The sequence below is a fragment of the Micromonospora sp. NBC_00898 genome (assembly GCF_045207895.1).
Classification (GTDB): Bacteria; Actinomycetota; Actinomycetes; order Mycobacteriales; family Micromonosporaceae; genus Micromonospora.
Genome location: NZ_CP108775.1, coordinates 3,413,254 through 3,436,953, shown reverse-complemented (window position 1 = coordinate 3,436,953; position 23,700 = coordinate 3,413,254). Strand labels below are relative to the sequence as shown.

The window sequence follows — 23,700 nt, the reverse complement described above, 5'->3', positions numbered from 1 at the left end:
GCCCGGTCAGCGCTCCGGGGTGTCGCCCGGGTGGGTCTGCTCGGCGAGGAAGCGTTCCAGTTCGGCGCCGAGTTCGTCGGCGGTGGGCAGCGGGCCGGTTTCCGCGGCGAGCAGGTTCTTCTCGCCGCGGCCGCGGGCGAACGCGTCGTACTGCTCCTCCAGGGCCTGCACCAGGGTGGCCGCCTCCTCGGTCTGGGCGACCTGGCGGTCGATCTCCACCCGGACCACCTCGGCGGCCGCGCGTAGCCCGTCGCGGGGCAGCAGCAGGCCGGTGCTGCGGGACACCGAGGCGAGCAGCGCCTCGGCGGCGGCCGGGTACTCGGTCTGGGCGACGTAGTGCGGCACGTGCGCGGCGAAACCGAGCGCGTCGCGGCCCTGCTCGCCGAGGCGGTACTCCAGCAGGTGGCCGACGCTGCCCGGTACCTGCACCCGCTGCAGCCACGGCTCGTAGCCGGCGATCAGCTCGCGGCGGGTGGCGTGCGCGGTCACCCCGGTGGGCCGGGTGTGCGGAACCGCCATCGGGATGGAGTTGAGCCCGACGGTGAGCCGGACGTCCAGCCGGGTGGAGAGCCCGGCGACCGCGGCCACGAACCGCTCCCACTGCAGATCCGGCTCGGGGCCGGTGAGCAGCAGGAACGGGGTCTCGTCGTCGTCGTGGAGCAGGTGCAGCTCCAGCGCCGGGGCGTCGTAGTCGGCCCAGTGGTCCTCCACGAAGGTCATCACCGGGCGGCGGGAGCGGTAGTCGAAGAGCTGGTCGACGTCGAACCGGGCGATCGGTTGCGCCTGGAGGGAGGTGAGCAGCTGCTCGCGGGCCAGCCGGGCGGCGCTGCCGGCGTCGACGAAGCCGGTGAGCGCCTGGATCAGCACCGGTTGTCCGAGTTCGGGCAGCTCGTCGGTGAGTTCGTAGAGCTCGTGTGGGTCGAGCACCGGTCGGGACCTCCCTGGATACGCGCGTACGGGTGGCCGCGCGCGCACGGCACCCGGTTCGGGCAACGTACCCGCCATCCTGATCCATTCCGGCAGGACCCGGCTCGGCACCCGTTGGATGATCACAATTTGGCGCACCGGATGATCAAATCCGGGCGAATACGCCGATCTTGCACCCCCCGATCACTGGAGGGGGGAGTGGTGGGTCGGCCGAAAGGACTAGTTGGTCGTTCATGGGCCGGCCGGTCGCCGGACGCGTGCTACCTCCCCCGGGCGGTAGGACTCGTGGCCGGGCGGAGGTTTGACCGGCCCGCGAGGATCCTCCCGGCCGCGCCCGGGGTGGCCGGCCGGGTCCGGTTCGGAAGGGCGCAACTGTGGGCAGGGCCACTCCGTGACGCTGGGTGACCAGGGCTCGCCCTGCCTAGCCTCGTCGAATGCGTAACGACGGCACCCTCGACGACCAGTGCGGCCTCGGCGGTTCGGCTGACCGTTCGGACGATACCCCCTCCACCGATCGGTCAACCAGCCTCACCGAGCCCTCCGCTCCCCGGCTCTCCGCCCTCGGCTTCCTCCGTACCCGCCTCGGCGGCTTCGCTAACCCCCTCGCCCCCCGGCCCGGCCGCACCCGGCTGGCCGTGGCCACCGGCGCGGTCTGCTGCCTGGGCCTGGTCGGCTTCACCCAGGTCGGCGCCGACGCCGTCGGTGGCACGAAGGCCCCCGCCCAGCCGGCGGAACTCGCCCAGCGGGCGACCCCTGACGTGGCCTCCCGGGGTATCGACCGGCAGCCGCCCGCGCCGGTCGCGCAGACCGCCGACCCGGACGTCTCCCCGTCGGCGACGAAGAAGCCCGTGGCCAAGCCGAAGCCCAAGCCCAAGCCCAAGCGGATCGCCCCGGTGGCCGGCCTCGACGAGGACCAGATGGACAACGCCAAGGCGATCGTGCGCGCCGGCCGGGACATGGGCGTGCCCCGTCGGGGCCTGGTCATCGCGGTGGCCACCGCCATGCAGGAGAGCAACCTCTACAACTACGCCAGCGGCGTGCTGCCCGAGTCGCAGAACTACCCGCACCAGGCGATCGGCTGGGACCACGACTCGGTCGGGCTGTTCCAGCAGCGCCCCAGCAGCGGCTGGGGGTCGGTGGGGGACCTGATGGACCCGAAGTTCGCCACCCACCAGTTCCTCGCCGCGCTGGAGCAGATCCCCGGCTGGCAGGACATGGCGCTGACCGATGCCGCCCAGGCCGTACAGGTCTCCGCCTTCCCCTGGGCGTACGCCCAGCACGAGTGGCGGGCCGAGCAGGTCGTCGACGCGATCCTCGGCTGACCGGGGCCGGTGCCGCGACCCACTGTGGACGCGTGCCGGACGGCGGTTCCGGGTACCAGGGTTTGCCGGTCCCGGGTACACATGATGTGGGGCCGCCGACAGGAGGACGACATGTCACTGGTGCAACGGATCAGCACGTTCCTGCGTTCGCCGCGCGGTCAGCAGCTCGTCGAGCACGGGCGGCGCCAGCTGGCCAAGCCGGAGAACCAGCGCAAGCTCCGGCAGTTGGCCACCCGGTTGTCCAGCCGGCGCCGCTGACCCCGTACGCCGCGAACCATCCCGGGAGCCCTGGTGACCGACTCCGCGCCCGTCGACGGCGAGCCCACCGTCCCCACCCCGCCCACCGCGCCGGCCGACGCCCCCGAGGCGCCACCGGCCACGCTCTGGGACCGGATGCGGGACGACCCGCAGTACGCCCCGGAGCACCTGGCCCTGGAGGCCGTCCGGCGACTCGGGCCGGAGGCGGTGCAGTGGGCCGCCCGGGAGCGGGCGGCCCGGCCCGACGTGGCGGGTGACGAGCTGGCCGACCAGGCGGTCCGCCGGTTCGTCAACCGGGCCCGGCTCTCCGGCGCGGTCTCCGGTGCCGCCGGGCTGCCCGGCGCGGTGATCGACGTGGGTGTGCTGGCCTGGACCCAGGCCCGGCTGGTCCTGCACGTCGCGGCGGCGTACGGCGTCGACCCGGTGCACCCCGACCGGGCGACCGATCTGCTGGTGCTCCAGCGGGTGCACAAGGTCGCCGAGAGCGCCCGGCTCGCCCTCGGGGTGGCCGCCGGGCGGGAACGCGCCGGGGCGCTGTTCGGCATGGCCGGGGAGCGCCCACTGGGCCGGGTGATGCTCCAACTCGGCGTACGGCTGGCCCAGATGGCCGGGATGCGGGCGGCGAAACGGCTCATGGCCAAGGTGGTGCCCGGCGCGGCGATCGTCCTCGGCACCTGGGCCAACTCCTCGGCCACCAAGGACCTCGCCGAGCGGGCCCGCGTCCTCTACCGCAACGGTCCCGACGGCCTGCCCCGGTAGCGCCGTTCCTGACCGGGCCCGCCGCCCGTATGCGGGGCACGCCGGGTGCCGGGTCGAGCGGCCGGGCCGGTCAGTCCGACCAGCCGGCGGCCGGCCAGCTCACGTCGGCGAGCCGGTCCTGGCCGGCGGCGCTCGGGTGGAACCAGTCCAGGCTGCTGACCAGGTCGAGGTCGAAGCGGAGCCGGTGCGCCGCCCCGCCGTCCCACCGGCAGCGTGACCCGTACGCCCTGCAGGCCGCGCGGAGTTGGGCGTTGTAGTCGTCGATCCGCTGCCGGAACCGGGTCCGGCGGGCCACCGCCGCGGGCGCCCTCGAGGTCGGGTCGGCCAGCAGCGCCGGGCAGAGGCCGTACGCCCAGGCCCGCACCGCCCGGGGCTCGGTGTGCCCGACCTCCCAGAGCCGGTACAGGTCGGGGATGCTCACCACCAGCACGCGCGCCTTGGGCCGGCCCTTGCGCAGCACCCGCAGGCCCCGGTCGATCTGGCCGCGGAAGGTGGCCACCGGGGTCATCGCGTCGATGCCGCCGTGGCAGGCGTCGTTGGCGCCGATCAGCACCGTGACGTAATCCGCCTGGTCGCGGACCGCCGCGCCGGCCTGGCCGCTCAGCGCCGTGGCCCGGGCCCCCGGCGCCGCGCGATCGTAGGCCCGCAGCGCGCGGTTGCGCTCGCGGAGCCGCCGGTAGTGGCTCTCCACCCGCACGCCGTCCCCGGTGGACCACGAGTTGCGTTCGCAGGTGACCAGCACCAGGCAGGAGGCGAAGCCGGTGGTGATGGAGTCGCCGAGCGCGGACATCACCGCCGGCGCGCCGGGACGCGCGGAGCCCGACGGCCGCGGCGAGGCGTCAGCCCCGTCGCAGGCGATCGCCACCAGCGCCGCCAGGCAGGCGAGGGCGGCGACCCAGCGTCGAGACATCACGTCCCCCGTCCGACGGCGCAGAGCAACGGCACGGTGACCCTATGCGCGCCGGGCGACGGGGAACGACTCCTGTCAACTTTCAGGCATTGACATTTATCGTTAAATTCGGCGCGTTAGCGATTGCTGCGCCAGGGGGCCGGCTGGCCGTGCAGCCACCAGTGCAGGGACCGGGTGATCCGGGGCAGCACCAGGTAGGTCATCAGCGGGGTCAGGCAGAGCGTGATGAGCAGGGTCCGCGCCGCCAGCGGCACGTCGGCGATGTACCGGGCGGTGAGCAGCGTCGCGGTGAGGCTGAGCGGGAAGAACGCCAACCAGATCGTCACCGCCTGCTTCCACCGCGGCGGCGCGGTCGACTCGGCGGCGGCCGGCGTCAGCATCTCCACCACGTGGTCGACCGGCGGGTCGAACCAGCCCTCGATGCCGGTCCGCCGCTCCACCCGGGTGTGCTCGACGATGCCCTGGGCCGAGCTGAGCCACCAGTGCCGCTGCGGGGACTCCTCCCACCGGCACAGCGTCTCGTCGTCGGCGAAGCGGTACAGCATGTGCCACTCGGGCGACCCGGGCGCACGCTGCACGAACCCGGCGCCGAGGAAGCCGGGGAAGCCCTCGGCCAGCGCCGTGCCGGCCCGCATCCACGCCACCATCTCGCCGGTGCGCGCCGGGTCGGCGCGTCGGGCGATGGCGACGGTCACCGGCACCGCCTGGGTCATGGTCATGCCCTTCATCCTCCCCGCCGTCGTCGGGATCGGCCCGGTCGCGGCGCACCGGTGTAACGCAACCCACCGCGGGGTCGCATCCACCGGATACCCGGTCCATGGCCGGCATCACCACCCCGTTTGTCCCACCCGGGACGGGTGGTCCCGGCCCGGCAGCGGGCGCAGGTTAGCCGCCACGGGGGCCGGGTAGGTCGGAGAAATGACGCGATCACAGCCCCGGCGCAGGGTCAACGCCGCGTACAGCGCGCTGAACCTGCGGCTCACGCTCGCCACCTTCGGGCTGGTGACCATGACCCTCTTCGCGGTGGTGGCGTTCTGGGTCGGCCTGGCCTGGCTGGGCGTCGTCTGCGCGGTTCTGGCCGTCGTGGCCGTGGTCGACCTGATCGTCATCCAGCGCCGGCGCGCGGCCCGCCACCGCGAGGAGCCGGGCGCGCGGCACTCACTGTTCGAGTGACAGGAGTACGACATGCCCATCGCCACCACCAACCCCGCCACCGGACAGGTGCTCAAGACGTACGACCCGATGTCGGACGAGCAGCTCGACGCCGCCATCGAGCGGGCCGACGTCGCCTTCCGGGACCTGCACCGCACCACCCTCGCCCAGCGGGCGCAGTGGATGAACGCGGCCGCGGACCTGCTCGACGCCGAGCGTGACGACACCGCCCGGCTGATGACCACCGAGATGGGCAAGACGTACGCGGCGGCGAAGGCCGAGGTGACCAAGTGCGCCACCGCCTGCCGCTTCTACGCCGCCAACGCCGAGAAGATGCTCGCCGACGAGCCCGCCGACGCCGGCGCGGTGCAGGCGAAGCGGGCCTTCGTCCGCCACCAGCCGATCGGCCCGGTGCTCGCGGTGATGCCCTGGAACTTCCCGCTCTGGCAGGTGATGCGGTTCGCCGCGCCGGCCCTGATGGCCGGCAACACCGGCCTGCTCAAGCACGCCTCCAACGTGCCGCAGACCGCCCTCTACCTGGAGGACGTGTTTCGCCGGGCCGGTTTCCCGGAGGGCGCGTTCACCACATTGCTGGTCGGCTCGGAGGCCGTCGACCGGATCCTCAGCGACCCCCGGGTGCGCGCCGCCACGCTGACCGGCAGCGAGACCGCGGGCCGCTCGATCGGCCAGATCGCCGGCCGGGAAGTGAAGAAGACGGTGCTCGAACTCGGCGGCAGCGACCCGTTCGTGGTGATGCCCTCGGCCGACCTGGACCGGGCCGCCGAGGTCGCCACCACCGCCCGCTGCCAGAACAACGGCCAGTCCTGCATCGCCGCGAAGCGGTTCATCGTGCACACCGACGTCTTCGACGCCTTCGCCGACAAGTTCGCCGCCAACATGGCGGCGCTCACGGTCGGCGACCCGATGGACGACAGCACCGACGTCGGTCCCCTCGCCAGCGAACACGGCCGGGACGAGGTGCACGCCCAGGTGCGGGACGCGGTCGACCAGGGCGCCACCGTCCTCTGTGGCGGCGAGAAGCCCACCGGCGACGGCTGGTACTACCCGCCGACCGTGGTCACCGACCTGACCCCGCAGATGCGGATGTGGGCCGAGGAGGTCTTCGGCCCGGTCGCCGGGCTCTACCGGGTCTCCTCCTACCAGGAGGCGATCGAGGTGGCGAACGGCACCACGTTCGGCCTCGGCTCGAACGCCTGGACCACCGACCCGGCCGAGCAGGAGCGCTTCGCCACCGACCTGGACGCCGGCAACGTCTTCATCAACGGCATGACCACGTCCTTCCCGGAGCTGCCCTTCGGCGGCGTGAAGAACTCCGGCTACGGCCGGGAGCTGTCCGCCATCGGCATGCGGGAGTTCTGCAACACCAAGACCGTCTGGGTGGGGGAGGGCACCGCCTCCGCCGGGGCCGGCGCACACGCCGAGTAGCCGCGATTGGCCGGACGCCGTCGTGGGTAGGAAGTGCGCCCATGACGGTGTTCGGCTTCCACGCGTCCCACGAGCAGATCCACCCGGCCCGGCTGCTGGAGGCGGTGGTCCACGCCGAGCGGGCCGGCTTCGACGCCGCCATGTCCTCGGACCACTTCTCACCGTGGAGCGCCCGGCAGGGCCACTCCGGCTTCGCCTGGTCCTGGCTGGGTGCCGCCCTCCAGGCCACCAACCTGTCCTTCGGCGTGGTCAACGCGCCCGGGCAGCGCTACCACCCGGCGATCATCGCGCAGGCCATCGGCACCCTCGGCGCCATGTACCCGGGCCGGTTCTGGGCGGCCCTGGGCACCGGCGAGGCGACCAACGAGCACATCACCGGCGACGGCTGGCCGCGCAAGGACGTCCGCAATGCCCGGCTGCGCGAGTGCGTCGACGTGATCCGGGCGCTGCTGGCCGGCGAGGAGGTCAGCCACGACGGGCTGGTCCGGGTCGACCGGGCGAAGCTGTGGACCCGTCCCGAGCAGCCGCCGGCGCTGATCGGCGCGGCGGTCAGCGTCGCCACCGCCCGCTGGTGCGCCGAGTGGGCCGACGGCCTGATCACCGTCAACGCGCCCGTCGAGCACCTGCGGCAGATGATCGACGCGTACCGGGACGCCGGCGGGCGGGGGCCGCTGCACCTCCAGGCGCACGTCAGCTGGGCACCCGACCAGGCCGAGGCCGAGGCCATCGCGTACGACCAGTGGCGCAGCAACGTCTTCGCCCCGCCGGTCTGCTGGGACCTGGAGTTGGCCGAGCACTTCGACACCGTCAGCGCGGACGTGCCGCTGGAGAAGGTCACCTCGACCGTGAACGTCTTCGCCGACCTGGGCAGGCACGTCGGCTGGCTGGCAGAGTACGTCGAACTTGGCTTCGACCAGATCGCCCTGCACCACGTCGGGCAGGAGCAGCGGGCGTTCCTCGACACCTTCGGCGCCGAGGTGCTCCCGAAACTCCGTACCGTGGCGTGATCACGGTGGTACGCGCGCCGCCTAGGCTCGTACCTCATGGAACCTCTGTTCGAGGTCGTGGTCTTCCTCGCGATCGCCACCTTCGGTGCGGCGCTGGCCCGCCGGTTGGGCCTGCTCGCGCCGATCCTGCTGGTCGTGCTCGGCCTCGCGCTGTCCTTCCTGCCGTTCTTCCCGCAGGTCCGGCTGGACCCGACCCTGGTGCTGGTGGGCATCCTGCCGCCGCTGCTCTACGTGGCGGCCCTGGAGACGTCGGTGCCGGCGTTCCGGCTCAACCTGCGGCCGATCCTGCTGCTCGCGGTGGGCCTGGTGCTGTTCACCGCCGTCGTGGTGGGAACGATCGTGCATCTGTTCCTGCCCGACCTGCCGTACGCGATCTGCCTGGCCCTCGGCGCGGTGGTGGCGCCGCCGGACGCGGTCGCCGCCACCGCGGTGGCCCGGAAGGTCGGGCTGCCCCGCCGGATCGTCACCATCCTGGAGGGGGAGAGCCTGGTCAACGACGCCACCGCGCTGGTGCTGCTGCGGGTGGCGATCGCCGCGGCCACCGCGGCCGGCGGCCACGTCGGGTTCGGCGCCGTGGCCCGCGAGGTGCTGGTCGCCGCCGGCGGCGGCATCCTGATCGGGCTGCTCGGCGTCGTCGTCTTCGGGTACCTGCACAAGCACACCACCGACGCGGTGCTGGACAACGCGCTGTCGCTGATCGTGCCCTTCGCGGTGGTCTTCGCCGCCGAGGAGATCCACGCCTCCGGGGTGGTCGCGGTGGTGGTGACCGGGCTGGGCATCGGCCACAAGCTGCCACTGCTGATGTCGGCCGCCTCCCGGCTCCAGGTCGCCGCGTTCTGGCGGCTGATCCGGTTCCTGCTGGAGGGGCTGGTCTTCCTGCTGGTCGGCCTGCAACTGAGGGAGGTGCTCCGGGACCTGAACGAGCCGCTCGGCCTCCTCGCCGGGATCACCGTCGCGGTGCTGGCCGCCGTCTTCCTGACCCGGTTCGTCTGGCTCTTCCCGGCCACCTACCTGCCCCGCCTGGTGCCCCGGGTCCGGCGCCGGGACCCGGCGCCGCCGGTGCAGGTCCCGATCGTCATCGGCTGGGCCGGAATGCGCGGCGTGGTCACCCTCGCCGCCGCGCTCGCCCTGCCGCTCACCCTGGCCGAGGGGCGGCCGTACCCGCGGCAGCTCTTCATCTGGTTGGCGTTCGCGGTGATCGTGGTCACCCTGGTCGCCCAGGGCGCCACCCTGCCGGCCGTCGCCCGGCGGCTGAAGCTGCCGACGGACGACCCGGTGCAGGACGCGCTCTCCGCCGCCGCCGTGCAGCAGCAGGCCAGTCGCGCCGCCCAGGAACGCCTCGACGAGCTGGCCGACGGGGCACCCGCGGCCGTCGTCGAGCGGCTGCGCGGGCTGGTGCAGAGCCGCACCAACCTGGCGTGGGAACGGCTGGGGGGCACCGAGCGGGAGACCCCCTCCCAGGCGTACGGTCGGCTGCGGCAGGAGATGATCGACGCCGAGCGGGAGGTTTTCCGGGCCGCCCGCGACTCCGGCAGGATTCCCGAGGAGGTGCTGGTGCGCGCCTACCGTGACCTGGACCTGGAGGAGTCGTTGCTGCGCCAGGAGAGCGGCGAGTGAGCCGCCGAGCCGAGTGGAGGGATGACCGATGAGCTGTCCGCATCTGGCCGAGCCGGGCCTGGCCGAACCGAAGACCACCGACGAGTGCCCGGACTGCGTGGCCATCGGCAACCCCGACTGGGTGCACCTGCGGGCCTGCCTGACCTGCGGGCACGTCGGCTGCTGCGACTCCTCGCCGTACCAGCACGCGACGAAGCACTTCGAGTCCACCGGGCACCCGGTGATGCGGTCGGTCCAGCCGGGGGAGACGTGGCGCTGGTGCTTCGTGGACGAGGAGATCGGCTGACGGACCGCCGCGCCGACGCGAGACTGGTAGCGGCCGCCGTTCGGGCGTCCGCCGCCGGGCCCCGGCGGCACCCGGAGCAGAGGAGCAGCCCGGCATGGCCGACGTCCGGATCACCCACGTCGGCGGGCCGACGGTCCTGATCGAGGTCGCCGGGTGGCGGCTGCTGACCGACCCCACCTTCGACCCGCCCGGCCGGCGCTACCGGTTCGGTTGGGGCACCTCGTCGCGGAAGCTGGCCGGCCCGGCGGTGCCGGCCGCCGAGCTGGGCCCGATCGACGTGGTGCTGCTCAGCCACGACCAGCACGGGGACAACCTGGACGACGCGGGCCGCGCGCTGCTCCCGATGGCCGGCGTTGTGCTGACCACGGTCGCCGGGGCCGCCCGGCTGGGCGGCGCCGCCCGCGGGCTGGCGCCCTGGCGGGACGTCCGGCTGACCGCGGCGGGCCGACCCGACCTGCGGGTGACCGCGACGCCGTGCCGGCACGGCCCGCCGCTGAGCCGGCCCCTCGCCGGCGCGGTCACCGGCTTCGCCTTCCGCTGGCCCGGGCAGCGGCACGGCGCGCTCTGGATCTCCGGTGACACCGTGCTGTACGGCGGCGTCCGGGCGGTCGCCCGCCGCCTGCGGGTCGGCACGGCCGTGCTGCACCTGGGCGGGGTCCGGTTCCCGGTCACCGGGCCGCTCCGATACAGCCTGACCGGCCGGGAGGCCGCCCGACTCTGCGGGCTGCTGCGGCCGCACACCGTGCTCCCGGTGCACTACGAGGGCTGGCGGCACTTCCGGGAGGGTCGGGAGGCGGTGGAGCGCGCGTTCGCCCGGACGCCCGAGCCGGTCCGGCGGGCCGTGCGCTGGCTGCCGCCGGGCATACCGGTCGACGTCGAGGTGTGAGGCCGGCTCAGTCGAGCCGGCGGGCGAGGACCTGACCGGGCCACGGCTCGCGACCCGGTCGCTCGACCGTGAACGGGTCGGTGGCGGTGAAGCCGCAGCCCTCGTAGAACCGGACCAGCGCCCGGTCGTCCCCGCCGTAGCAGTCCACCCGGAGCAGCCCCAACCCGCGCGCCCGGGCCAGCTCCGCCGCGTGCGCCAGCAGCCGCGCCCCGATGCCCAGGCCGGCGTGCGCGCGGTCGGTGACCAGCAGGTTGACGTACAGCTCGGGCTCGGTGGCCGGCGGCACGTAGTCGGTGGCAGCGCCGACCACCAGCGCGCCGACCGGGGTGTCGCCGAGCATCGCCAGGTGCAGGCCGCCACCGCCCGCCCAGGCGTCGGCTTGGGCGATCCGCCGCGGGTCGGTCGACGCCGGCTCGGTGCCCCACTGGCCGGTCCGGCCGCGCGCCACCAGCCAGGCGGTGGCCCCGTCGAGCAGCCGCAGCATGGTGCCGGCGTCGGCCGGCCCGCCGGGCCGGATGGTGATGGTCTGCTGGTCCGTCATGCCGGCCATGTTGCTACATCGGCGCGGACCGTCGTTCGTCGGATCACCGCTACGGCGCTGCCGGCGCGCTCGGCCGGGCCGGCCGCTCAGCCGGCACGACCGGCCGGCGCGGGCGCCGCGCCCTCCGCGTCGGGTGCGGGGCGGGTGGCGAGCGCCCACCGGACCAGCGCCGGGGTGGCCAGGCCGACGCCGGCGAAGAGCGCGCCGACCGCCAGCCAGCCGGGCACGCCGCCGTCGAGCACCGCGAAGGTGAGCAGGGCCGGGCCGACCGCCCGGGCCAGACCGGCGAGCAACCCGTCCGCCCCCTGGTACGCGCCGACGGCGTCCGGCGGGGCCAGGTCGTAGGCCAGCCCGGCGCCGGCGGCGCCGTGCCACAGGTCGCCGAGCGTGTAGACGATGGTGGCGACGAGCAGGAGCGCGACCGCCGGGGCGGTGGGCAGGCCGGCGGTCGCGGCGTAGAGCAGCATCGCCGCAGCCAGCACCAGGCCGGCCCGGCGCATCTTCTGGGCGGCCGGGGCGGCGGCGTCCGCGCCCCGGCTCAGCCGCACCGCCAGCAGCACCGTGAGCACCGTGTTGGTCAGCAGCACCGCCGACACCACGGGCGGCGGCGCCCCGGCGCGGGTCACCGTCCACAGCGGGACGATGAGCGTGAGCACCGTCAAGTGCAGAGCCAGCACCGCCGACGCCCCGCTGACCGCGAGGAAGCGTCCGTCGCGCAGCGCCCGCCCCCGGCGCGGGGCGGCAGCCGTCCGGGGGTGCGGGGCCGGCGGGTAGGCGGGCAGCCGCAGCAGCAGCGCCGCCGAGACCAGGTAGGTGGTCGCGTTGCCGGCCACCAGCACCTGGTACGCCAGATGCGTGTCGGCGGCCAGCGCGAACCCGGCAAGCCCCGCCCCGACCGCGATGCCCAGGTTCGCCACCGCCCGCAGCGTGGCGAAGGCGTGTACCCGTCCGTCGGGACCACCGACGGCGGCGACCAGCGCCGCGCGGACGGCCAGGTTGCCGGAGGTGAGCAGCGCGTCGAGCCCCGCCACCACGAGGAACACCGGAAACGAGCCCACCAGCAGGTACGCCGCGGCGACCGCCGCCTGGCACAGTTGCAGGACCGCCCGCAGCGTACGCGGGTCCCGCCGGTCGGCGAGGCTGCCGAGCGGGATGCTGGCGGTCAGCCCGACCAGCCCGGCGATGGTGAGCCCGGCGCCGACCGAGGCGGCGGAGAGCCCCACGTCGCGGGTGAGGTAGAGCGCCGCGCCGGCCAGCCAGAGCCCCGAGCCGACGGTGTTGGCCAGGGTGGCCAGGGAGAGGGTACGCAGCCGTCCGGGCGGCGGGATCGGCGACACCGCGGCCCAGCCGCCACCTCGCCGCCTGTTTCCAGACGGTGGTCGAGCTGCGGCGTCCTCATCGACGGCCATGCCACCGAACCTAGGACGAGGTGCTGACGCGCGAGGTCCAGGCCAGGGCGACGCTGATCACAGTGGACTGCGATCCGCCGGCCCAGCGGACCCGGATCCGCTGGACAGCCCAGTGTCGTCACCGGTCCTCCGTGCCGGCGACGAGACGTTCGGTGGCGAGGCAGGAGACGAGGCAACGTTCCTTGGCATCGCCGGTCAGCCGGGCGGTCCAGTCGGTGAGGCCGCCGTCGCCGACCTCCAGCGCGCCATCGAGGAGCGTGAGCCGCAGCGCGCAGCCGGCGTAGTAGCCGCGACCACGCTCCCGGTCCGGCTCGTCCCGCAGCGGCACGCCCTCGGCGGCGAAGGCCGGGTGGACGGTGTCGGCGAGCCGGTCCCGCAGGAGCGGGTCGTCGAGGACCGTGACGTGCAGCCGGGGTGCGGCCGACGGCGCCAGCTCGGCGAGGACCGTCCGCCAGTAGGTCAGGTGCCGGATCAGCAGTCGCGCCTCGGTACGCCCCGAACCGGCGTCCCGGGCGCTGGACACCAGCGTGAAGAGCCGGAAGTGCGCGGACCTGCCGGGCCCGAAGTCCTGCGCCCGGAGCACCCGGTGCGCGGCGGCCAGGTGCACCTCTCCGGACCGTCGCCGACGCTCGGCGGCCTCGACGGCGAGGGCGTTCGTCGGGTCGCTCACCACCTCGGTGGCGCGCATCGTCGTGACGATCCGGTTCTGGCTGACCGGCGCGATGGCGGAGCAGGTGCCGACCGGGGCGACGGGCGACAGCTCCACCCCCTCGACGTCTGCCGGCAGCAGCCGCCACATCCGCGCCTCCACCCGGGCGAGCGCGCGCGGGTCGACCTGCGCCGGGCGGACGAAGCGGTCCTCCCGCCACCGTCGCAGCACGTCAGCCGGCCGCACGTCGGCCGCACGGTCGCGCGCCACCGCCAGCAGCAGGGTACGCAGGTCCGCGGCGGGCATCCCGGCGAGTGCGTCGCGCGTCCCCGCCGGCAGCGCCGCCCACACCCGGCGCTCCCCGGCGGACAGTTCACCCCCGTCCATGGCCGCTACCCTCGCCGACACGGTGCGCCACGTCCACCGGTTTCCGTCCGGCTCGGGGGCTCAGTTGGCGCCGCCGAGGTTGAGGACGACGACGCCGGCGATGACCAGGCCAACGCCGATCACCTTGGTCACGCTGAGCGGCTCGTCCAGGAAGGCCGCGCCGATCGCCACGATCGCCGCCGTCCCGAGCCCGGACCACACGGCGTACGCCACGCCGACCGGAATCTCCCGCACTGCCAGCGCGAGCAGCCCGAACGCCGACAGGTACGCCACCGCCAGGCCGAGGGTGGGCCACAGCCGGGTGAAACCGTCGGTCGCCTTGAGCAGGCTCGTGCCGATCACCTCGGCGCTGATCGCGGCCAGCAGGAACACATACGCCACGAGCCATCTCCCTCTGTGCCGGTACGGGTAGGACCGTACCGGTGCGGACGCGGTCTGGTGCTGGCCGAGGCCCGTACGGTCGGGTGATGTGTAACTGGTGGGTTGCAGATCGGCCGATGATGTGCAACTGTAGAGTTGCGGATGAAGGGAGACCTCACATGAGTGACCGCATCGAGCGCTCCGTGCTCATCAAGGCACCACTGGACCGGGTCTGGGACCTGGTGACCGAGCCCGGGTGGTGGGTGCCGAACCAGAACTCGGCCCCGATCGACCGGACCCCGGGGGGCATCACGGTCCGCGAATCCGAGCAGTGGGGCCGGTTCCCGGTGCAGGTGGTGAGCTTCGACCCGAAGACCTACGCCGCATTCCGGTGGGCCAGCACCAGCCCGGGGGACGATCTCACCGACGACAACGCCACGCTGGTCGAGTTTCATCTGACCAACGAGGCCGAGGCCATCAAGGTGACCGTGGTCGAGACCGGGTTCGCCGCCCTGCCCATCCCGGAGGAGGCGCGCCGCAAGGGCTTCGACGGCAACACCCAGGGCTGGGGCGAGCAGATGGACAACCTGCGCGACCGGGCGCAGCAGCCGGGATGACCACCACGGTCGACGTCGACCGGGTGTTCGTGGCGCTGGCCGATCCGACCCGGCGGCAGGTGCTCGAGCTGCTCGGGCGCTCGCCGACCACGGCCAGCGCGCTGGCCCGGGAGCTGCCCGTGACCCGGCAGGGCATCCTGAAGCACCTCGGCGTGCTGCGCGACTCCGGCCTCGTGGCCGGCGTACGGGTCGGTCGTGAGGTGCGGTTCCAGGTACGGCCGGAGTCGCTGGTCGCCACCGCGTCGTGGATGACCAGCCTGGCCGCCACCTGGGACGAGCGGCTGGCCCTGCTCAAGCGCCAGGCCGAAGGGTCCTGACATCGAACGGCAGTCGATGAGCGACGCTGATCGGGCTGGTCGCGCGTTGCGCAGCTGTGGGGAATTGATCGTTCCAAGCGCGGATTGGATCGCGGTTCGGCCTGGCCGAGCCGCGATCTCGCGTGTCCGGCTCGTCTACGTCCTCGTGGTCGCGCTTTCAGGAGCTGGGTCGACTGGACGCGCGGGTGGGCGACCGACCTCAGCTTGGCGTTTAACCCGTCTGCTTTCGTCGTTCGGTGATGGACAGGGCGCGTTTCACGGTCTTCCCGACGTCGTAGCTGGGCGCGGGTTGCCGGTTCTTCGATCCTCGGGGGCGTCCGGGTCCGGCCTTGCCGGGTTTCGGCGCGCTGGCGGGGTGGGTGGTCTTCGGGTGGATGTGGCGAAACCCGCGGCGGACCCGGGCTGGGGTGAGCCGGTCCGGGTCGGCGGGTCGCTCCCAGGGCCGGCGGAGATCTTCGGCGAGACCGCGGGCGAGGCGTAGCTGGGTGTGGCAGGCGATGACCAGCCAGGTCCACCGGTCAGCCGTCTCGGGTGTGCGGATCTTGGGCCGGGTCCAGCCCAGCGTCTGTTTGAGCAGCCGGAAGGTGTGTTCGAGGTCGAATCTGCGCAGGTAGGACTGCCAACTGCGGTCCACGTCCGCGGCGGTGGCCGCGGTGATGGAGGTCCACAGCCAGACCGGTTTCGGGTGGCGATCGCCTGGCAGGTGGTCGACCTGCAGCCGGATCAGGGTGCCTTCGATGATCGGTAGGTCGCCCTGGTGGTCGAGCCAGCAGGTGCGGCGGGTCAGCCGTGGGTGGACCCGGTCCCAGGCGGTCGCGGTGGCGGTGCCGTAGCGGGCGGTCTGCGTGGTGGTGACGGTGTGCGGCGCCGGCCAGGTGTCAGGGTCGGCGAGGGCCAGTTCGGGGCCGTGTTTGGGTGGCCGGCCGGTCGTCCCGGGTAGCCGTGGGGGCGGTGGCAGTGCCATCACCCGGTCCGAGCGCAGCCGCCCGAGCAGGTCCACGGGCAGGTCGGCGAGGAGGAACGCCAGGCGGGGGACGTCGTAGCCGGCGTCGCACACGATCAGGATCCGCCGATCGCCCGGCGTGTGGTGGCCGGCCGCGATGAGGCGTTGCACGACGGCGCGTAGCTGCCCGGCGGTGACGGCGGCCGCGTCGTCGGCCGGTCCGAGCCGGACGGCGTCGAGGATCGCCGTCCACGAGGTCCGGCCGGCTTCGAGGGCCGCGACGAATGAGTACGGCCAGCCCGGGATCAGCTGCGACTGGCCCTTGCCGCGGCCGTAGACGTGGCAGAACAGCCGGTCCGGGCTGGTCTGGGCGTCGGAGCGCAGCCACGGACTGACGTCGACAGCGAGAACGATCCGCCCGTCGGCGGCCCGCGGCACCGGCAGGCCCGCCACGGCGCGGCGCAGCCGCGCCACGTCGACGCGTCCGCAGTTCAACCCGTCGTACATTCCGCCGTGACCGCGGCGGTGCTCGGGCGCCAGCACCAGATCAACCAGCGACCTGACCGGCCTGTCCGTGCACAGCAGCGCGTCAGTCACCTCGAACAGGACGTCAGCGCGGGCGGTCAGACAGCGGTAGAACTCGGTCCGGAACGTGGACAGCACCGCTAAAGCCTCGACGCGGGCAGCGTCATCCAGCACACTCATCCTCACGGCCTTGGTGTCGATCATTGATGTCTTCAGCAACATCCATGATCACGCCAAGGCCGCCCGCTGTCCACAGTGCACAGATCGATCCCGAGTCAAACCCGCAGCTAATCGGGCCGGCAGGTTAAACGCCAAGCTAAGGCTCGTGCCGCTGACAGGGTGATACCTCCGGCCTCTACCCGTCCAGCGGCCGAGCAGCCGGCTCCTTGAGGATCTGGTGGTCGATGATGGTCTCGTCCTGCTTGTACAGGGTGCAGACCGCCCTCTTGCCATCGGGGACGTCTTTGGTCATTGGCACGCCTTGGCGCTGCACCCAGAACAGGGTCACCTGCTGATCGGCCTTCCACGGTCTGACGGCCATTCTGAGTCGCGGGGCATCGTCCTGCACGATCGCGACGAGGTCGACGTGGGTGAGGGCGTAGCCGTAGGTGAGGAGGTGGCCGTCCGGGGTGACGACCTCCCTAACCTGGAAACGACGGGCCGGGCCGCCGATCTTCTCAGCACGCCGGGTCTGATCGTCGAAGGCCAGCAGACGGTCGTATCGCTGGGCTTGAGGGTTCCACCAGCTTGGCCAGAGGTTGCGGTCGCGGTCGAGCGCGAGGACAAGCTCGTGCTCGCCGAGCATGACGCCCGTGTGGACAAGCTCGCCCTCGACCGCGATGCTCGGGTTGGGCCAGGGAGCCCGGGCCCCGGCGCTGACGCCGCTTCCCGCGCCAGCACTGCTCACGGGACCCGTCGGCCAGTCGGCGGCGTCACGGGCGCACCCGGAAGCGTCAGTGCCAGCAAGCCGGCCATCAGGGCCACCGGCGAGCGCTTGATGACCTTCAACCCATCTCCACGTGTACTCGGGCCTGACCCTTGCAGTACCGCCGACCCAGCCCCCTCGATACCTCGACCAGGGCGACGCCCGCCATCCCGGCTGCCGTCGACCCGCCCTCCGGGGAGCGGGCCGCCGCCCGGCCCGCCACGTCAAGCGGACCTTGACGCAGGTTCGGACGCTGGCGGGTCGGGCGGTGGTCTGCTCGGCTTGCCCCGGGTCGATGGCAGGCGGATGGCCTACCGCCACCATCCACGGACCGCGACCCGCCGACGGAGCCCCGGCCGTCCTGGAGCCGGAGCGCCCCCGCCGGAGGCGTCCTAACCGCAACCCCGCGACCACCGCCAGCTCGCCGACCCGGCCGGTCCGCGTTCCCCTGCGCCGCGCGGGCTCGTGGCCGCGCGGCCCGGCCGGCTGCCGGCCCACCACACCATCGGTCAACGGTCTGTCGTTCTGCGGCGGCCCCCGGGCTTCCCGCTCTCCGCGCCAGCCGCCGGGCATCCGGCGGGACGGCCGCAGAGCGCCAGCGGCAGCGGTCGGCGCGCGCCCAGGCGGCGGCGCGTGCGGCCCGTTTCGGGCCGCCTTGAAGACGTACAGAAACTTTGCACAACATCGCCGGCAGTCCGCCGGCAGTCCGGTGTCGTACTCCGCTTGATGCGTTGCACGTTGGCTTCGCTTGATGGGTTACGCGATCCCCTGACTCACTGGCTACCGACTGTGAACCTCGGTGGTCCAGAACGTGGATGCGGCAACATCCGCTTCTGCCGAGATCAGTGCATCAGTGTGTGAGGGATGCGGCGCGTTGGGAAGCTTCGATAATTCGTTGCTCGCTTGTTGGAGGCGGCCCATCCGGCACGCACTCGGCGCGGCGGGTGCGGGTCCGGCCCGTAGCAGCGGGTGAAGGGGATAAATGGCTTGCACAGGCGCCGGGCTGAGAGTTTGTACGTGTTCAGCCTGAGGTGAGTCGCTGATCGGGGCTTGCTGTCCACTGTGGCGTGGCCGGCTGGCATGATCTTGGTGTGCAGCCCGGGTCGCAGCTTCCCTCGTATGAGGAACTGGTCGGAGTGGTTGCTGAGCTGCGGGTTGAGGTGCAGCGGCTGCGTGAGGACAACCAGCGGCTGCGGGTGGAGAACGCCGAGCTGAGGCGTCGGCTGGGGTTGAACTCGACAAACTCGTCGAAGCCGCCGTCGTCGGATGGGTTGGGCAGGCAGACGCCAAAGCCGAAGGGTGGGGGGTCTGGTCGGCGTCGGGGTAAGCAGCCGGGGTCTGCGGTCTCGACGCTGGACCTGGTCGCGGATCCGGAACGCGTGGTGGTGCACCGGCCGGACCGGTGTGTGAACCCGGTCTGCGACGCGGATCTTGGTGACGCGGCGGAGTTCGCCCGTCAGCGGCGGCAGGTGTTCGAACTGCCGGAGCCGAAGATCGTGGTCACCGAGCATCAACTCGTGGCGGTGCTGTGCCGGTGTGGGCAGGTCAGCGAGGCGGCGGCGCCCGCGGGGGTGACTGGCCGCGCCCAGTACGGGCCGGGTGTGAAGGCGGCGGCGGTCTACGCGCGGGGCGCGCAGTTCCTGCCGTTCGCGCGGGTGTCGCGGCTGCTGGGTGACCTGTGCGGCGCGCGCGTGTCGACCGGGTTCGTGCACGCGGTGGTGGCTGAGGCGGCCCGCCGGTTGGGGCCGTTCTGTTCGCACCTGGCCGCGTTGCTGCACGTGGAGCGGGTGCTGCACGCCGATGAGACACCGGCGCGTCTCGACGGTGGGTTCAAGTACGTGCATGTGGCCTGCACCCCGGGGTTGACGTTGTTCCACGTCGGCGGCCGCGGCAAGGCCGACATCGACGCCGGCGGGGTGTTACCCGGCTTCGACGGCACCATCGTGCGGGACGGCTACGCCGCCTACCAGCACCTGAGCGACGCCGAGCACGCCTGGTGCGGGGCACATCTGATCCGCGACCTACGCGGGGTCCACGAGCAGGATCCGGCCGGGCAGGCGTGGGCCGAGGTGATGGCCGACACGCTGCTGATGGCCAAGACGATGACCGAGCGGGCCGTCGCCGCCGGGCGGGAGGCGTTGACCGAGGCTGAGATCAGCCACATCCGGGCCTGCTGCGCCGGCGCGGTCGCCTACGGCCGCCAGCAGAACCCGCCCGATCGCCACGGCGAACTGTCGAAGGCCGGCAAGCTGGTCGAACGCTTCCACACCCATCGCGGCATGATCCTGCGGTTCGTCGCCGACCTGGCCGTGCCGTTCACCAACAACCAGGCCGAACGTGACCTTCGGCCGGTCAAACTCCAACAGAAGATCTCCGGCACCTGGCGCACCCTGCAGGGACTGTCCGACTTCGCCGCCGTCCGGTCCTACCTGTCCACCGCCGCCAAACACGGCCAGGACGCACTCGACGTGCTCAAACAGCTGTTCACCACCGGACCGTGGATGCCCGCCGCTCTCTCAAGCTGAATACGTACGCTGACAGAACCCATTAGCCTCTGTCTCCCCTTGGGGGACGCCCGTTCCGCGCGGAAAATCGGGGGTGGTCGCTGTTCGCCGACGCCGTCGTCTCCTTGATCGTCGAGGTCGTCCATTAGCCGGGTGCGGGGAGCCAACTCACGGGCCCTTCAATGTTGCTTCGAGCACGAGGATTAGATTTCTTCAACTGTCCCTATGGCTCCTGCGGGCAGCGGCCACCCTTTCCCCTTCGGGCGCGAGGAGGCGTGGTGCTGACCGAGACGCAGGACAACGAGGAGATCATCCAGCGGGTCGCGGCGTTGGACATCGGCAAGGCGGAGTTGGTGTGCTGCGTGCGGGTACCCGGCCAGGGCCGGTCGGGTCGGCGGATGCAGGAAGTGACGACCTATCCCACGATGACCCGTTCGCTGCTGGGCATGGCCGAGCGGCTGGCCGCCTTGGGGGTCAGCAGGGTGGTCATGGAGGTAACCTCGGATTATTGGAAGCCGGTGTTCTATCTGCTGGAGGCCCACGGATTCGACACCTGGCTGGTCAACGCCAAAGATGTCAAACACCTGCCGGGCCGTCCCAAGACCGACAAGCTCGACGCGGTGTGGCTGTGCAAGGTCGCCGAGCGGCAGATGATCCGCCCCAGCTTCGTCCCACCGCCGCCGATTCGCATGCTGCGGGACCTGACCCGCTACCGGGCCGACCTGGTGGCGGTCCGCACGGCGGAGAAGCAGCGGGTGGAGAAGCTCCTCGAAGACGCGCAGATCAAACTCAGCGTGGTCGCCTCGGACATCTTCGGCCTGTCCGGCCGCGACATGCTGGCCGCGCTGGTCGCCGGCCAGCGTGACCCGAAGGTGCTGGCGCAGATGGCCAGGCGCAGCATGCGAGCCAAGATCGCCCTGCTGGAGGAGGCGTTCGCCGGCCACTTCACCGACCACCATGCGTTCCTGCTGCAGCGGATGCTGGCCCGCGTCGACGCGATCAACGTCGACATCGCCGCGCTGGAGGCCAAGATCGAGGAACAGATGGGCCCTTTCGTGGCGGCGGTGGAGAAGCTGGATGAGATCCCCGGCATCAACCCGGCCGCGGCACATGTGATCCTGGCCGAGATCGGAATCCAGATGCAGCGCTTCCCCACCGCCGGGCATCTGGTGTCCTGGGCCAAGTTCGCGCCCGGCGTGAAGGAGTCCGCGGGCAAGAAGAAAGGCAAGAACGCCACCGGCCACGGCAACTCCTACCTGGCCCGAGTCCTGGGCAACGCCGCGGTGGCCGCCGGCAAGACCGACACCTTCCTCGGGGAACGGTACCGGCGCATCGCCCGCCGACGCGGCCGCAAGAAAGCCGTCGTAGCGATCGGCCGATCCCTGCTGGTCATCATCTGGCACCTGCTCTCCCAAGACGACGCACGTTTCCACGACCTCGGCGCCGACTTCTACACCACCCGCATCGACCCCGAGCGCCGCAAACGAGGCCACATCCGCCAACTCGAAGCGCTCGGTTACACCGTCACCCTCCAACCGGCAGCGGCCTGATCACCACCAACCCGTCCCGGCTCCGTCGCACTCTGCCGGGAGCTGCCGCCTGCCCACGCACTGTTCATTTTCGGATTAGGCGGCATGCCGGTACTCGTGGAGGATGCCGCTGAGGCGGTCGCGGCGTCGTATGTCGAGGCGGGTCGTGGGGTCCGGCTTCCCCAGTCACATCGAAAAGAACGATCGTGTGTGAGGCGGTGATCCGGCAGGCGTGCTGGACGTGCCGGGGGAAGCTGTCGGCGCAGGTGCGGGTGTTGGCCACGGGCAACGCCGCAAGACCGATCCGGTGGACGCCCACGCGGTGGCGATGGTCGCGCCGCGCACCTGTGGGGCTCGTAAATCGGGTTTTGGCTACGCGGCCTGCGAGTATTCGTTGATCAGCCCGCCCAGAATCGGCCGTCGTTGAACGCGGGCGGCGGTGAGGTCGACGACCTGCGATGGTGGGTTCGGTGGTTGCTGGCCGAGCGATCGGTGTGGCCGGTGGCCGTTGTAGTGGGCGGCGTACTCGGTCAGGACGCTCAACAGGTGCCGTTCGCCGACGATGAGCATCCGGTCGGTGCACTCGCGTCGTACCGTGCCGACCCAGCGTTCCGCGAAGGCGTTCGCCCTCGGCGCCTGTGGTGGTGTGCGGAGCACATCGATACCGGCGGCGGTGAACACCGTGTCGAACGCCGCGGTGAACGTCGCGTCCCGGTCACGCAGCAGGAACCGCAGCCCGTCGGCGCGCTGGCCGAGACTCATCAGCAGGTTCCGGGCCTGCTGCGCCACCCAGGCGCCGGTGGGATGTGCGGTGACGCCGACGACGTGGACCTGGCGGGTGGCGAGCTCGATGAAGAACAGGACGTAGATCCGTTTGAGGAGCACGGTGTCGACCGTGAAGAAGTCACACGCCAGGATCGTGTGGGCCTGGGCAGTCAGGAAATGCTGCCAGGTGGGTTCGGTCCGGCGGGGCACCGGGTCGACGCCGGCCCGGTGCAGGATCTTCCAGACCGTGCTGGCCGCGATCCGGTAACCCAGACAGCCAGCTCACCCCGCACGCGGCGATGCCCCCATGTCGGGTTCTCCGCGGCCAGACGCAGCACCAGCTCGCGGAGCTCCCGGTCGACCGGTGGCCGGCCGGGCCGCGCATGCGGATAGGTCCAGTGTCGGGCGATCAGTTGCCGGTGCCAGCCCAGCAGCGTGGCTGGGGTGACGAAGAACGCTGACCATTGTGGTCGGGGCAGCAGCCGTGACAACGCCGCCAGCACCACCCGATCCTCGGGCTGCAGATCGGGGCGGTGCACCTGCCGGCGCAGCACCGCCACCTGATGGCGCATCACGAGCAGTTCGACGTTTTTCGCGCCGCCGTCGCGGGCGAGTTGGGTGAGCATCTGCAAGATCTGGCGCAGGAGCAGGTACACCAGCGAAGCGGTCATGACTCCATCGTTGCCGCTACCGCCGGGGCAGATCACACAAAGGTGCACGTCAAGACCCGCACCGAATTTACGAGCCCGACACGCGACGCGGGTTGCGCAACGAGGCGAGCAGCCGGCTGGCTTCCGGGCGACGCTGCCACGGCAAGGATCGGCTGTGGCCCACGTCGAAGAACTCCTGCGATGCTATTCCTGAAGGACGCCTCGTCAATTTGTCTCAGGTATTGCCCGGAAACGCTTGAAGCGCTTCATGCGGGCCAGGTCAGCTCTCCACCCGGTAGTTCGCCGCCGTCGTCGGGTTGCGGCACGAAGTGATCACTTCGAGGTTTGCCCCGGCGGGCGGGCTTCGCGGGATTGCCTTCAGGCTTCAGCCGCTTGCGCGATCTGTCAGGCGGCGCAGCGCGGCTGGGACGTGGGGGAAGGCGAGTCGCAGAGTGTGGGCGGTGAGTCGGATGCCCCACCAGGTGAGGGCGATGAGGTAGCCGACGATCAGGGCGCTGCTGGTGTCGTAGCTGAAAACGAGGGCGTAGCCGATGGCCAGGCCGGGTGCGGTGATAGTGCGGATCACGCGGCTGCGGCTGGCGGTGAGGGTGGTGGCCACGCCGAGGAGGGCTGCTCCGACGCTGCCGGCGAGGCCGGGCATGCCGGTCAGGTCGACGGGGGTGGTGAGGGTGAGTGCCGCGCGCATCAGGAAGATGCCAGCGGCGGCGGTGACGGTGTGCGTGATGGCCGGGCGGGTCAGTGCCAGCCAGGTGGGCAGCGCGTCGGCGGTGATCCGTGATGCGGTCACGGCGATGAGCGCGGGCGACCCCACGCCCCTACCGCCGCAGCCGCCCATCGAGACCAGGTGACCGGGGCGGCGGGCCGATCGCAGGCGATGACCACGCCGGGGGATGTCCCTATGGGTTTCGTCAAGCGGGGGAGTGTTCCGGCCGCTGCCGCTGTCTCTCTGCGGCCGTCACGCCGGACGCCCGGCGGCCGGGAGGTCCGG

25 protein-coding genes are annotated in these 23,700 nt (G+C 72.2%); 13 read left to right on the top strand and 12 right to left on the bottom strand.

Annotated features, from left to right (window positions below; all coding sequences use genetic code 11):
- Positions 1–6 precede the first annotated feature (6 nt).
- Positions 7–927: a proteasome assembly chaperone family protein gene (locus OG799_RS16795; protein ID WP_406045966.1), complete on the bottom strand. Its 921-nt coding sequence runs from the start codon at positions 925–927 to the stop codon at positions 7–9.
- A 434-nt stretch (positions 928–1,361) separates the two neighbouring features.
- Here OG799_RS16795 and OG799_RS16790 point away from each other — a divergent pair, with 434 nt between their 5' ends.
- The 3 genes from OG799_RS16790 to OG799_RS16780 all read left to right on the top strand — a co-directional run bounded on the left by OG799_RS16790 (position 1,362) and on the right by OG799_RS16780 (position 3,266).
- Positions 1,362–2,249: a peptidase M23 gene (locus tag OG799_RS16790; protein WP_406045965.1), complete on the top strand. Its 888-nt coding sequence runs from the start codon at positions 1,362–1,364 to the stop codon at positions 2,247–2,249.
- 111 nt (positions 2,250–2,360) lie between these two features.
- Positions 2,361–2,507, top strand: coding sequence for a hypothetical protein (locus OG799_RS16785; RefSeq protein ID WP_406045964.1), 147 nt, complete (start codon positions 2,361–2,363; stop codon positions 2,505–2,507).
- 33 nt (positions 2,508–2,540) lie between these two features.
- The gene (locus OG799_RS16780) at positions 2,541–3,266 is read left to right on the top strand and encodes an EcsC family protein (RefSeq protein ID WP_406045963.1); all 726 of its coding nucleotides are present in this window, start codon (positions 2,541–2,543) and stop codon (positions 3,264–3,266) included.
- Between the two features lie 70 nt (positions 3,267–3,336).
- On the opposite strand, the gene OG799_RS16775 is transcribed toward OG799_RS16780, so the two are convergent.
- Positions 3,337–4,176, bottom strand: coding sequence for a GDSL-type esterase/lipase family protein (locus OG799_RS16775; protein ID WP_406045962.1), 840 nt, complete (start codon positions 4,174–4,176; stop codon positions 3,337–3,339).
- Between the two features lie 116 nt (positions 4,177–4,292).
- Positions 4,293–4,895 carry an antibiotic biosynthesis monooxygenase gene (locus OG799_RS16770; RefSeq protein WP_406045961.1) on the bottom strand — a complete coding sequence of 201 codons (603 nt, stop codon included), beginning with the start codon at positions 4,893–4,895 and terminating at the stop codon, positions 4,293–4,295.
- A 199-nt stretch (positions 4,896–5,094) separates the two neighbouring features.
- On the opposite strand from OG799_RS16770, the gene OG799_RS16765 reads away from it, so the two are divergent.
- The 6 genes from OG799_RS16765 (at position 5,095) to OG799_RS16740 (ending at position 10,570) form a co-directional block, all read left to right on the top strand.
- On the top strand, positions 5,095–5,349 hold the full coding sequence (locus OG799_RS16765; protein WP_406045960.1) for a DUF6343 family protein: 255 nt from the start codon (positions 5,095–5,097) through the stop codon (positions 5,347–5,349).
- Between the two features lie 12 nt (positions 5,350–5,361).
- On the top strand, positions 5,362–6,774 hold the full coding sequence (locus OG799_RS16760) for an NADP-dependent succinic semialdehyde dehydrogenase (protein WP_406045959.1): 1,413 nt from the start codon (positions 5,362–5,364) through the stop codon (positions 6,772–6,774).
- Positions 6,775–6,815: 41 nt separating this feature from the next.
- Positions 6,816–7,781, top strand: coding sequence for a TIGR03885 family FMN-dependent LLM class oxidoreductase (locus OG799_RS16755; RefSeq protein WP_406045958.1), 966 nt, complete (start codon positions 6,816–6,818; stop codon positions 7,779–7,781).
- A 36-nt stretch (positions 7,782–7,817) separates the two neighbouring features.
- Entirely contained in the window at positions 7,818–9,398 is a 1,581-nt protein-coding gene (locus OG799_RS16750) for a Na+/H+ antiporter (RefSeq protein WP_406045957.1), read from the top strand.
- 28 nt (positions 9,399–9,426) lie between these two features.
- Positions 9,427–9,684 (top strand): UBP-type zinc finger domain-containing protein, encoded by a 258-nt coding sequence (locus OG799_RS16745; protein ID WP_406045956.1) that lies wholly within the window; start codon positions 9,427–9,429, stop codon positions 9,682–9,684.
- 94 nt (positions 9,685–9,778) lie between these two features.
- A complete protein-coding gene (locus tag OG799_RS16740) occupies positions 9,779–10,570 on the top strand; it encodes an MBL fold metallo-hydrolase (RefSeq protein ID WP_406045955.1) in 792 nt (263 codons plus the stop codon).
- 7 nt (positions 10,571–10,577) lie between these two features.
- On the opposite strand, the gene OG799_RS16735 is transcribed toward OG799_RS16740, so the two are convergent.
- From OG799_RS16735 to OG799_RS16720, 4 genes are all read right to left on the bottom strand, one after another.
- Positions 10,578–11,111 (bottom strand): GNAT family N-acetyltransferase, encoded by a 534-nt coding sequence (locus OG799_RS16735; protein WP_406045954.1) that lies wholly within the window; start codon positions 11,109–11,111, stop codon positions 10,578–10,580.
- Between the two features lie 86 nt (positions 11,112–11,197).
- The gene (locus OG799_RS16730; protein ID WP_406045953.1) at positions 11,198–12,520 is read right to left on the bottom strand and encodes an MFS transporter; all 1,323 of its coding nucleotides are present in this window, start codon (positions 12,518–12,520) and stop codon (positions 11,198–11,200) included.
- A gap of 118 nt (positions 12,521–12,638) precedes the next feature.
- A complete protein-coding gene (locus OG799_RS16725) occupies positions 12,639–13,556 on the bottom strand; it encodes a hypothetical protein (RefSeq protein WP_406045952.1) in 918 nt (305 codons plus the stop codon).
- A 60-nt stretch (positions 13,557–13,616) separates the two neighbouring features.
- Positions 13,617–13,937, bottom strand: a complete 321-nt coding sequence (locus OG799_RS16720; protein WP_406045951.1) for a DMT family transporter — start codon at positions 13,935–13,937, stop codon at positions 13,617–13,619.
- A 158-nt stretch (positions 13,938–14,095) separates the two neighbouring features.
- On the opposite strand from OG799_RS16720, the gene OG799_RS16715 reads away from it, so the two are divergent.
- Together OG799_RS16715 and OG799_RS16710 are read left to right on the top strand one after the other, a co-directional pair.
- Complete coding sequence (locus OG799_RS16715) at positions 14,096–14,533, top strand: SRPBCC domain-containing protein (protein ID WP_406045950.1); 438 nt, start codon at positions 14,096–14,098, stop codon at positions 14,531–14,533.
- Positions 14,530–14,850 (top strand): ArsR/SmtB family transcription factor, encoded by a 321-nt coding sequence (locus OG799_RS16710; RefSeq protein ID WP_406045949.1) that lies wholly within the window; start codon positions 14,530–14,532, stop codon positions 14,848–14,850. Before OG799_RS16715 ends, OG799_RS16710 begins: the two co-directional genes overlap by 4 nt.
- Positions 14,851–15,061: 211 nt before the next feature.
- Here OG799_RS16710 and OG799_RS16705 read toward each other — a convergent pair whose 3' ends face one another.
- Together OG799_RS16705 and OG799_RS16700 are read right to left on the bottom strand one after the other, a co-directional pair.
- Positions 15,062–16,498 carry an NF041680 family putative transposase gene (locus tag OG799_RS16705; RefSeq protein ID WP_406045948.1) on the bottom strand — a complete coding sequence of 479 codons (1,437 nt, stop codon included), beginning with the start codon at positions 16,496–16,498 and terminating at the stop codon, positions 15,062–15,064.
- Positions 16,499–16,673: 175 nt separating this feature from the next.
- On the bottom strand, positions 16,674–17,123 hold the full coding sequence (locus OG799_RS16700; protein WP_406045947.1) for a hypothetical protein: 450 nt from the start codon (positions 17,121–17,123) through the stop codon (positions 16,674–16,676).
- 1,187 nt (positions 17,124–18,310) lie between these two features.
- Between OG799_RS16700 and tnpC the strand changes: the two genes are divergently transcribed.
- Positions 18,311–19,768, top strand: coding sequence for an IS66 family transposase (gene tnpC / locus OG799_RS16695; protein WP_406045946.1), 1,458 nt, complete (start codon positions 18,311–18,313; stop codon positions 19,766–19,768).
- Positions 19,769–20,025: 257 nt separating this feature from the next.
- Positions 20,026–21,297 (top strand): IS110 family transposase, encoded by a 1,272-nt coding sequence (locus tag OG799_RS16690; protein WP_406045945.1) that lies wholly within the window; start codon positions 20,026–20,028, stop codon positions 21,295–21,297.
- A gap of 351 nt (positions 21,298–21,648) precedes the next feature.
- Here OG799_RS16690 and OG799_RS16685 read toward each other — a convergent pair whose 3' ends face one another.
- From OG799_RS16685 to OG799_RS16675, 3 genes are all read right to left on the bottom strand, one after another.
- Complete coding sequence (locus tag OG799_RS16685; RefSeq protein WP_406045944.1) at positions 21,649–22,251, bottom strand: integrase core domain-containing protein; 603 nt, start codon at positions 22,249–22,251, stop codon at positions 21,649–21,651.
- Positions 22,212–22,712: a hypothetical protein gene (locus OG799_RS16680; RefSeq protein ID WP_406045943.1), complete on the bottom strand. Its 501-nt coding sequence runs from the start codon at positions 22,710–22,712 to the stop codon at positions 22,212–22,214. Before OG799_RS16680 ends, OG799_RS16685 begins: the two co-directional genes overlap by 40 nt.
- A 364-nt stretch (positions 22,713–23,076) precedes the next feature.
- Complete coding sequence (locus OG799_RS16675) at positions 23,077–23,499, bottom strand: hypothetical protein (RefSeq protein ID WP_406045942.1); 423 nt, start codon at positions 23,497–23,499, stop codon at positions 23,077–23,079.
- Positions 23,500–23,700 lie beyond the last annotated feature (201 nt).

What these genes read in the sequence shown, in the direction of transcription:
- OG799_RS16790 (WP_406045965.1), top strand. Translation starts at nt 1,362, where the DNA reads ATGCGTAACGACGGCACCCTCGACGACCAGTGCGGCCTCGGCGGTTCG.
- OG799_RS16785 (WP_406045964.1), top strand. Translation starts at nt 2,361, where the DNA reads ATGTCACTGGTGCAACGGATCAGCACGTTCCTGCGTTCGCCGCGCGGT.
- OG799_RS16775 (WP_406045962.1), bottom strand. Translation starts at nt 4,176, where the DNA reads ATGTCTCGACGCTGGGTCGCCGCCCTCGCCTGCCTGGCGGCGCTGGTG.
- OG799_RS16770 (WP_406045961.1), bottom strand. Translation starts at nt 4,895, where the DNA reads ATGACCATGACCCAGGCGGTGCCGGTGACCGTCGCCATCGCCCGACGC.
- OG799_RS16765 (WP_406045960.1), top strand. Translation starts at nt 5,095, where the DNA reads ATGACGCGATCACAGCCCCGGCGCAGGGTCAACGCCGCGTACAGCGCG.
- OG799_RS16760 (WP_406045959.1), top strand. Translation starts at nt 5,362, where the DNA reads ATGCCCATCGCCACCACCAACCCCGCCACCGGACAGGTGCTCAAGACG.
- OG799_RS16755 (WP_406045958.1), top strand. Translation starts at nt 6,816, where the DNA reads ATGACGGTGTTCGGCTTCCACGCGTCCCACGAGCAGATCCACCCGGCC.
- OG799_RS16750 (WP_406045957.1), top strand. Translation starts at nt 7,818, where the DNA reads ATGGAACCTCTGTTCGAGGTCGTGGTCTTCCTCGCGATCGCCACCTTC.
- OG799_RS16745 (WP_406045956.1), top strand. Translation starts at nt 9,427, where the DNA reads ATGAGCTGTCCGCATCTGGCCGAGCCGGGCCTGGCCGAACCGAAGACC.
- OG799_RS16740 (WP_406045955.1), top strand. Translation starts at nt 9,779, where the DNA reads ATGGCCGACGTCCGGATCACCCACGTCGGCGGGCCGACGGTCCTGATC.
- OG799_RS16735 (WP_406045954.1), bottom strand. Translation starts at nt 11,111, where the DNA reads ATGACGGACCAGCAGACCATCACCATCCGGCCCGGCGGGCCGGCCGAC.
- OG799_RS16730 (WP_406045953.1), bottom strand. Translation starts at nt 12,520, where the DNA reads ATGGCCGTCGATGAGGACGCCGCAGCTCGACCACCGTCTGGAAACAGG.
- OG799_RS16725 (WP_406045952.1), bottom strand. Translation starts at nt 13,556, where the DNA reads ATGGACGGGGGTGAACTGTCCGCCGGGGAGCGCCGGGTGTGGGCGGCG.
- OG799_RS16715 (WP_406045950.1), top strand. Translation starts at nt 14,096, where the DNA reads ATGAGTGACCGCATCGAGCGCTCCGTGCTCATCAAGGCACCACTGGAC.
- OG799_RS16710 (WP_406045949.1), top strand. Translation starts at nt 14,530, where the DNA reads ATGACCACCACGGTCGACGTCGACCGGGTGTTCGTGGCGCTGGCCGAT.
- OG799_RS16705 (WP_406045948.1), bottom strand. Translation starts at nt 16,498, where the DNA reads ATGAGTGTGCTGGATGACGCTGCCCGCGTCGAGGCTTTAGCGGTGCTG.
- OG799_RS16700 (WP_406045947.1), bottom strand. Translation starts at nt 17,123, where the DNA reads ATGCTCGGCGAGCACGAGCTTGTCCTCGCGCTCGACCGCGACCGCAAC.
- OG799_RS16680 (WP_406045943.1), bottom strand. Translation starts at nt 22,712, where the DNA reads ATGACCGCTTCGCTGGTGTACCTGCTCCTGCGCCAGATCTTGCAGATG.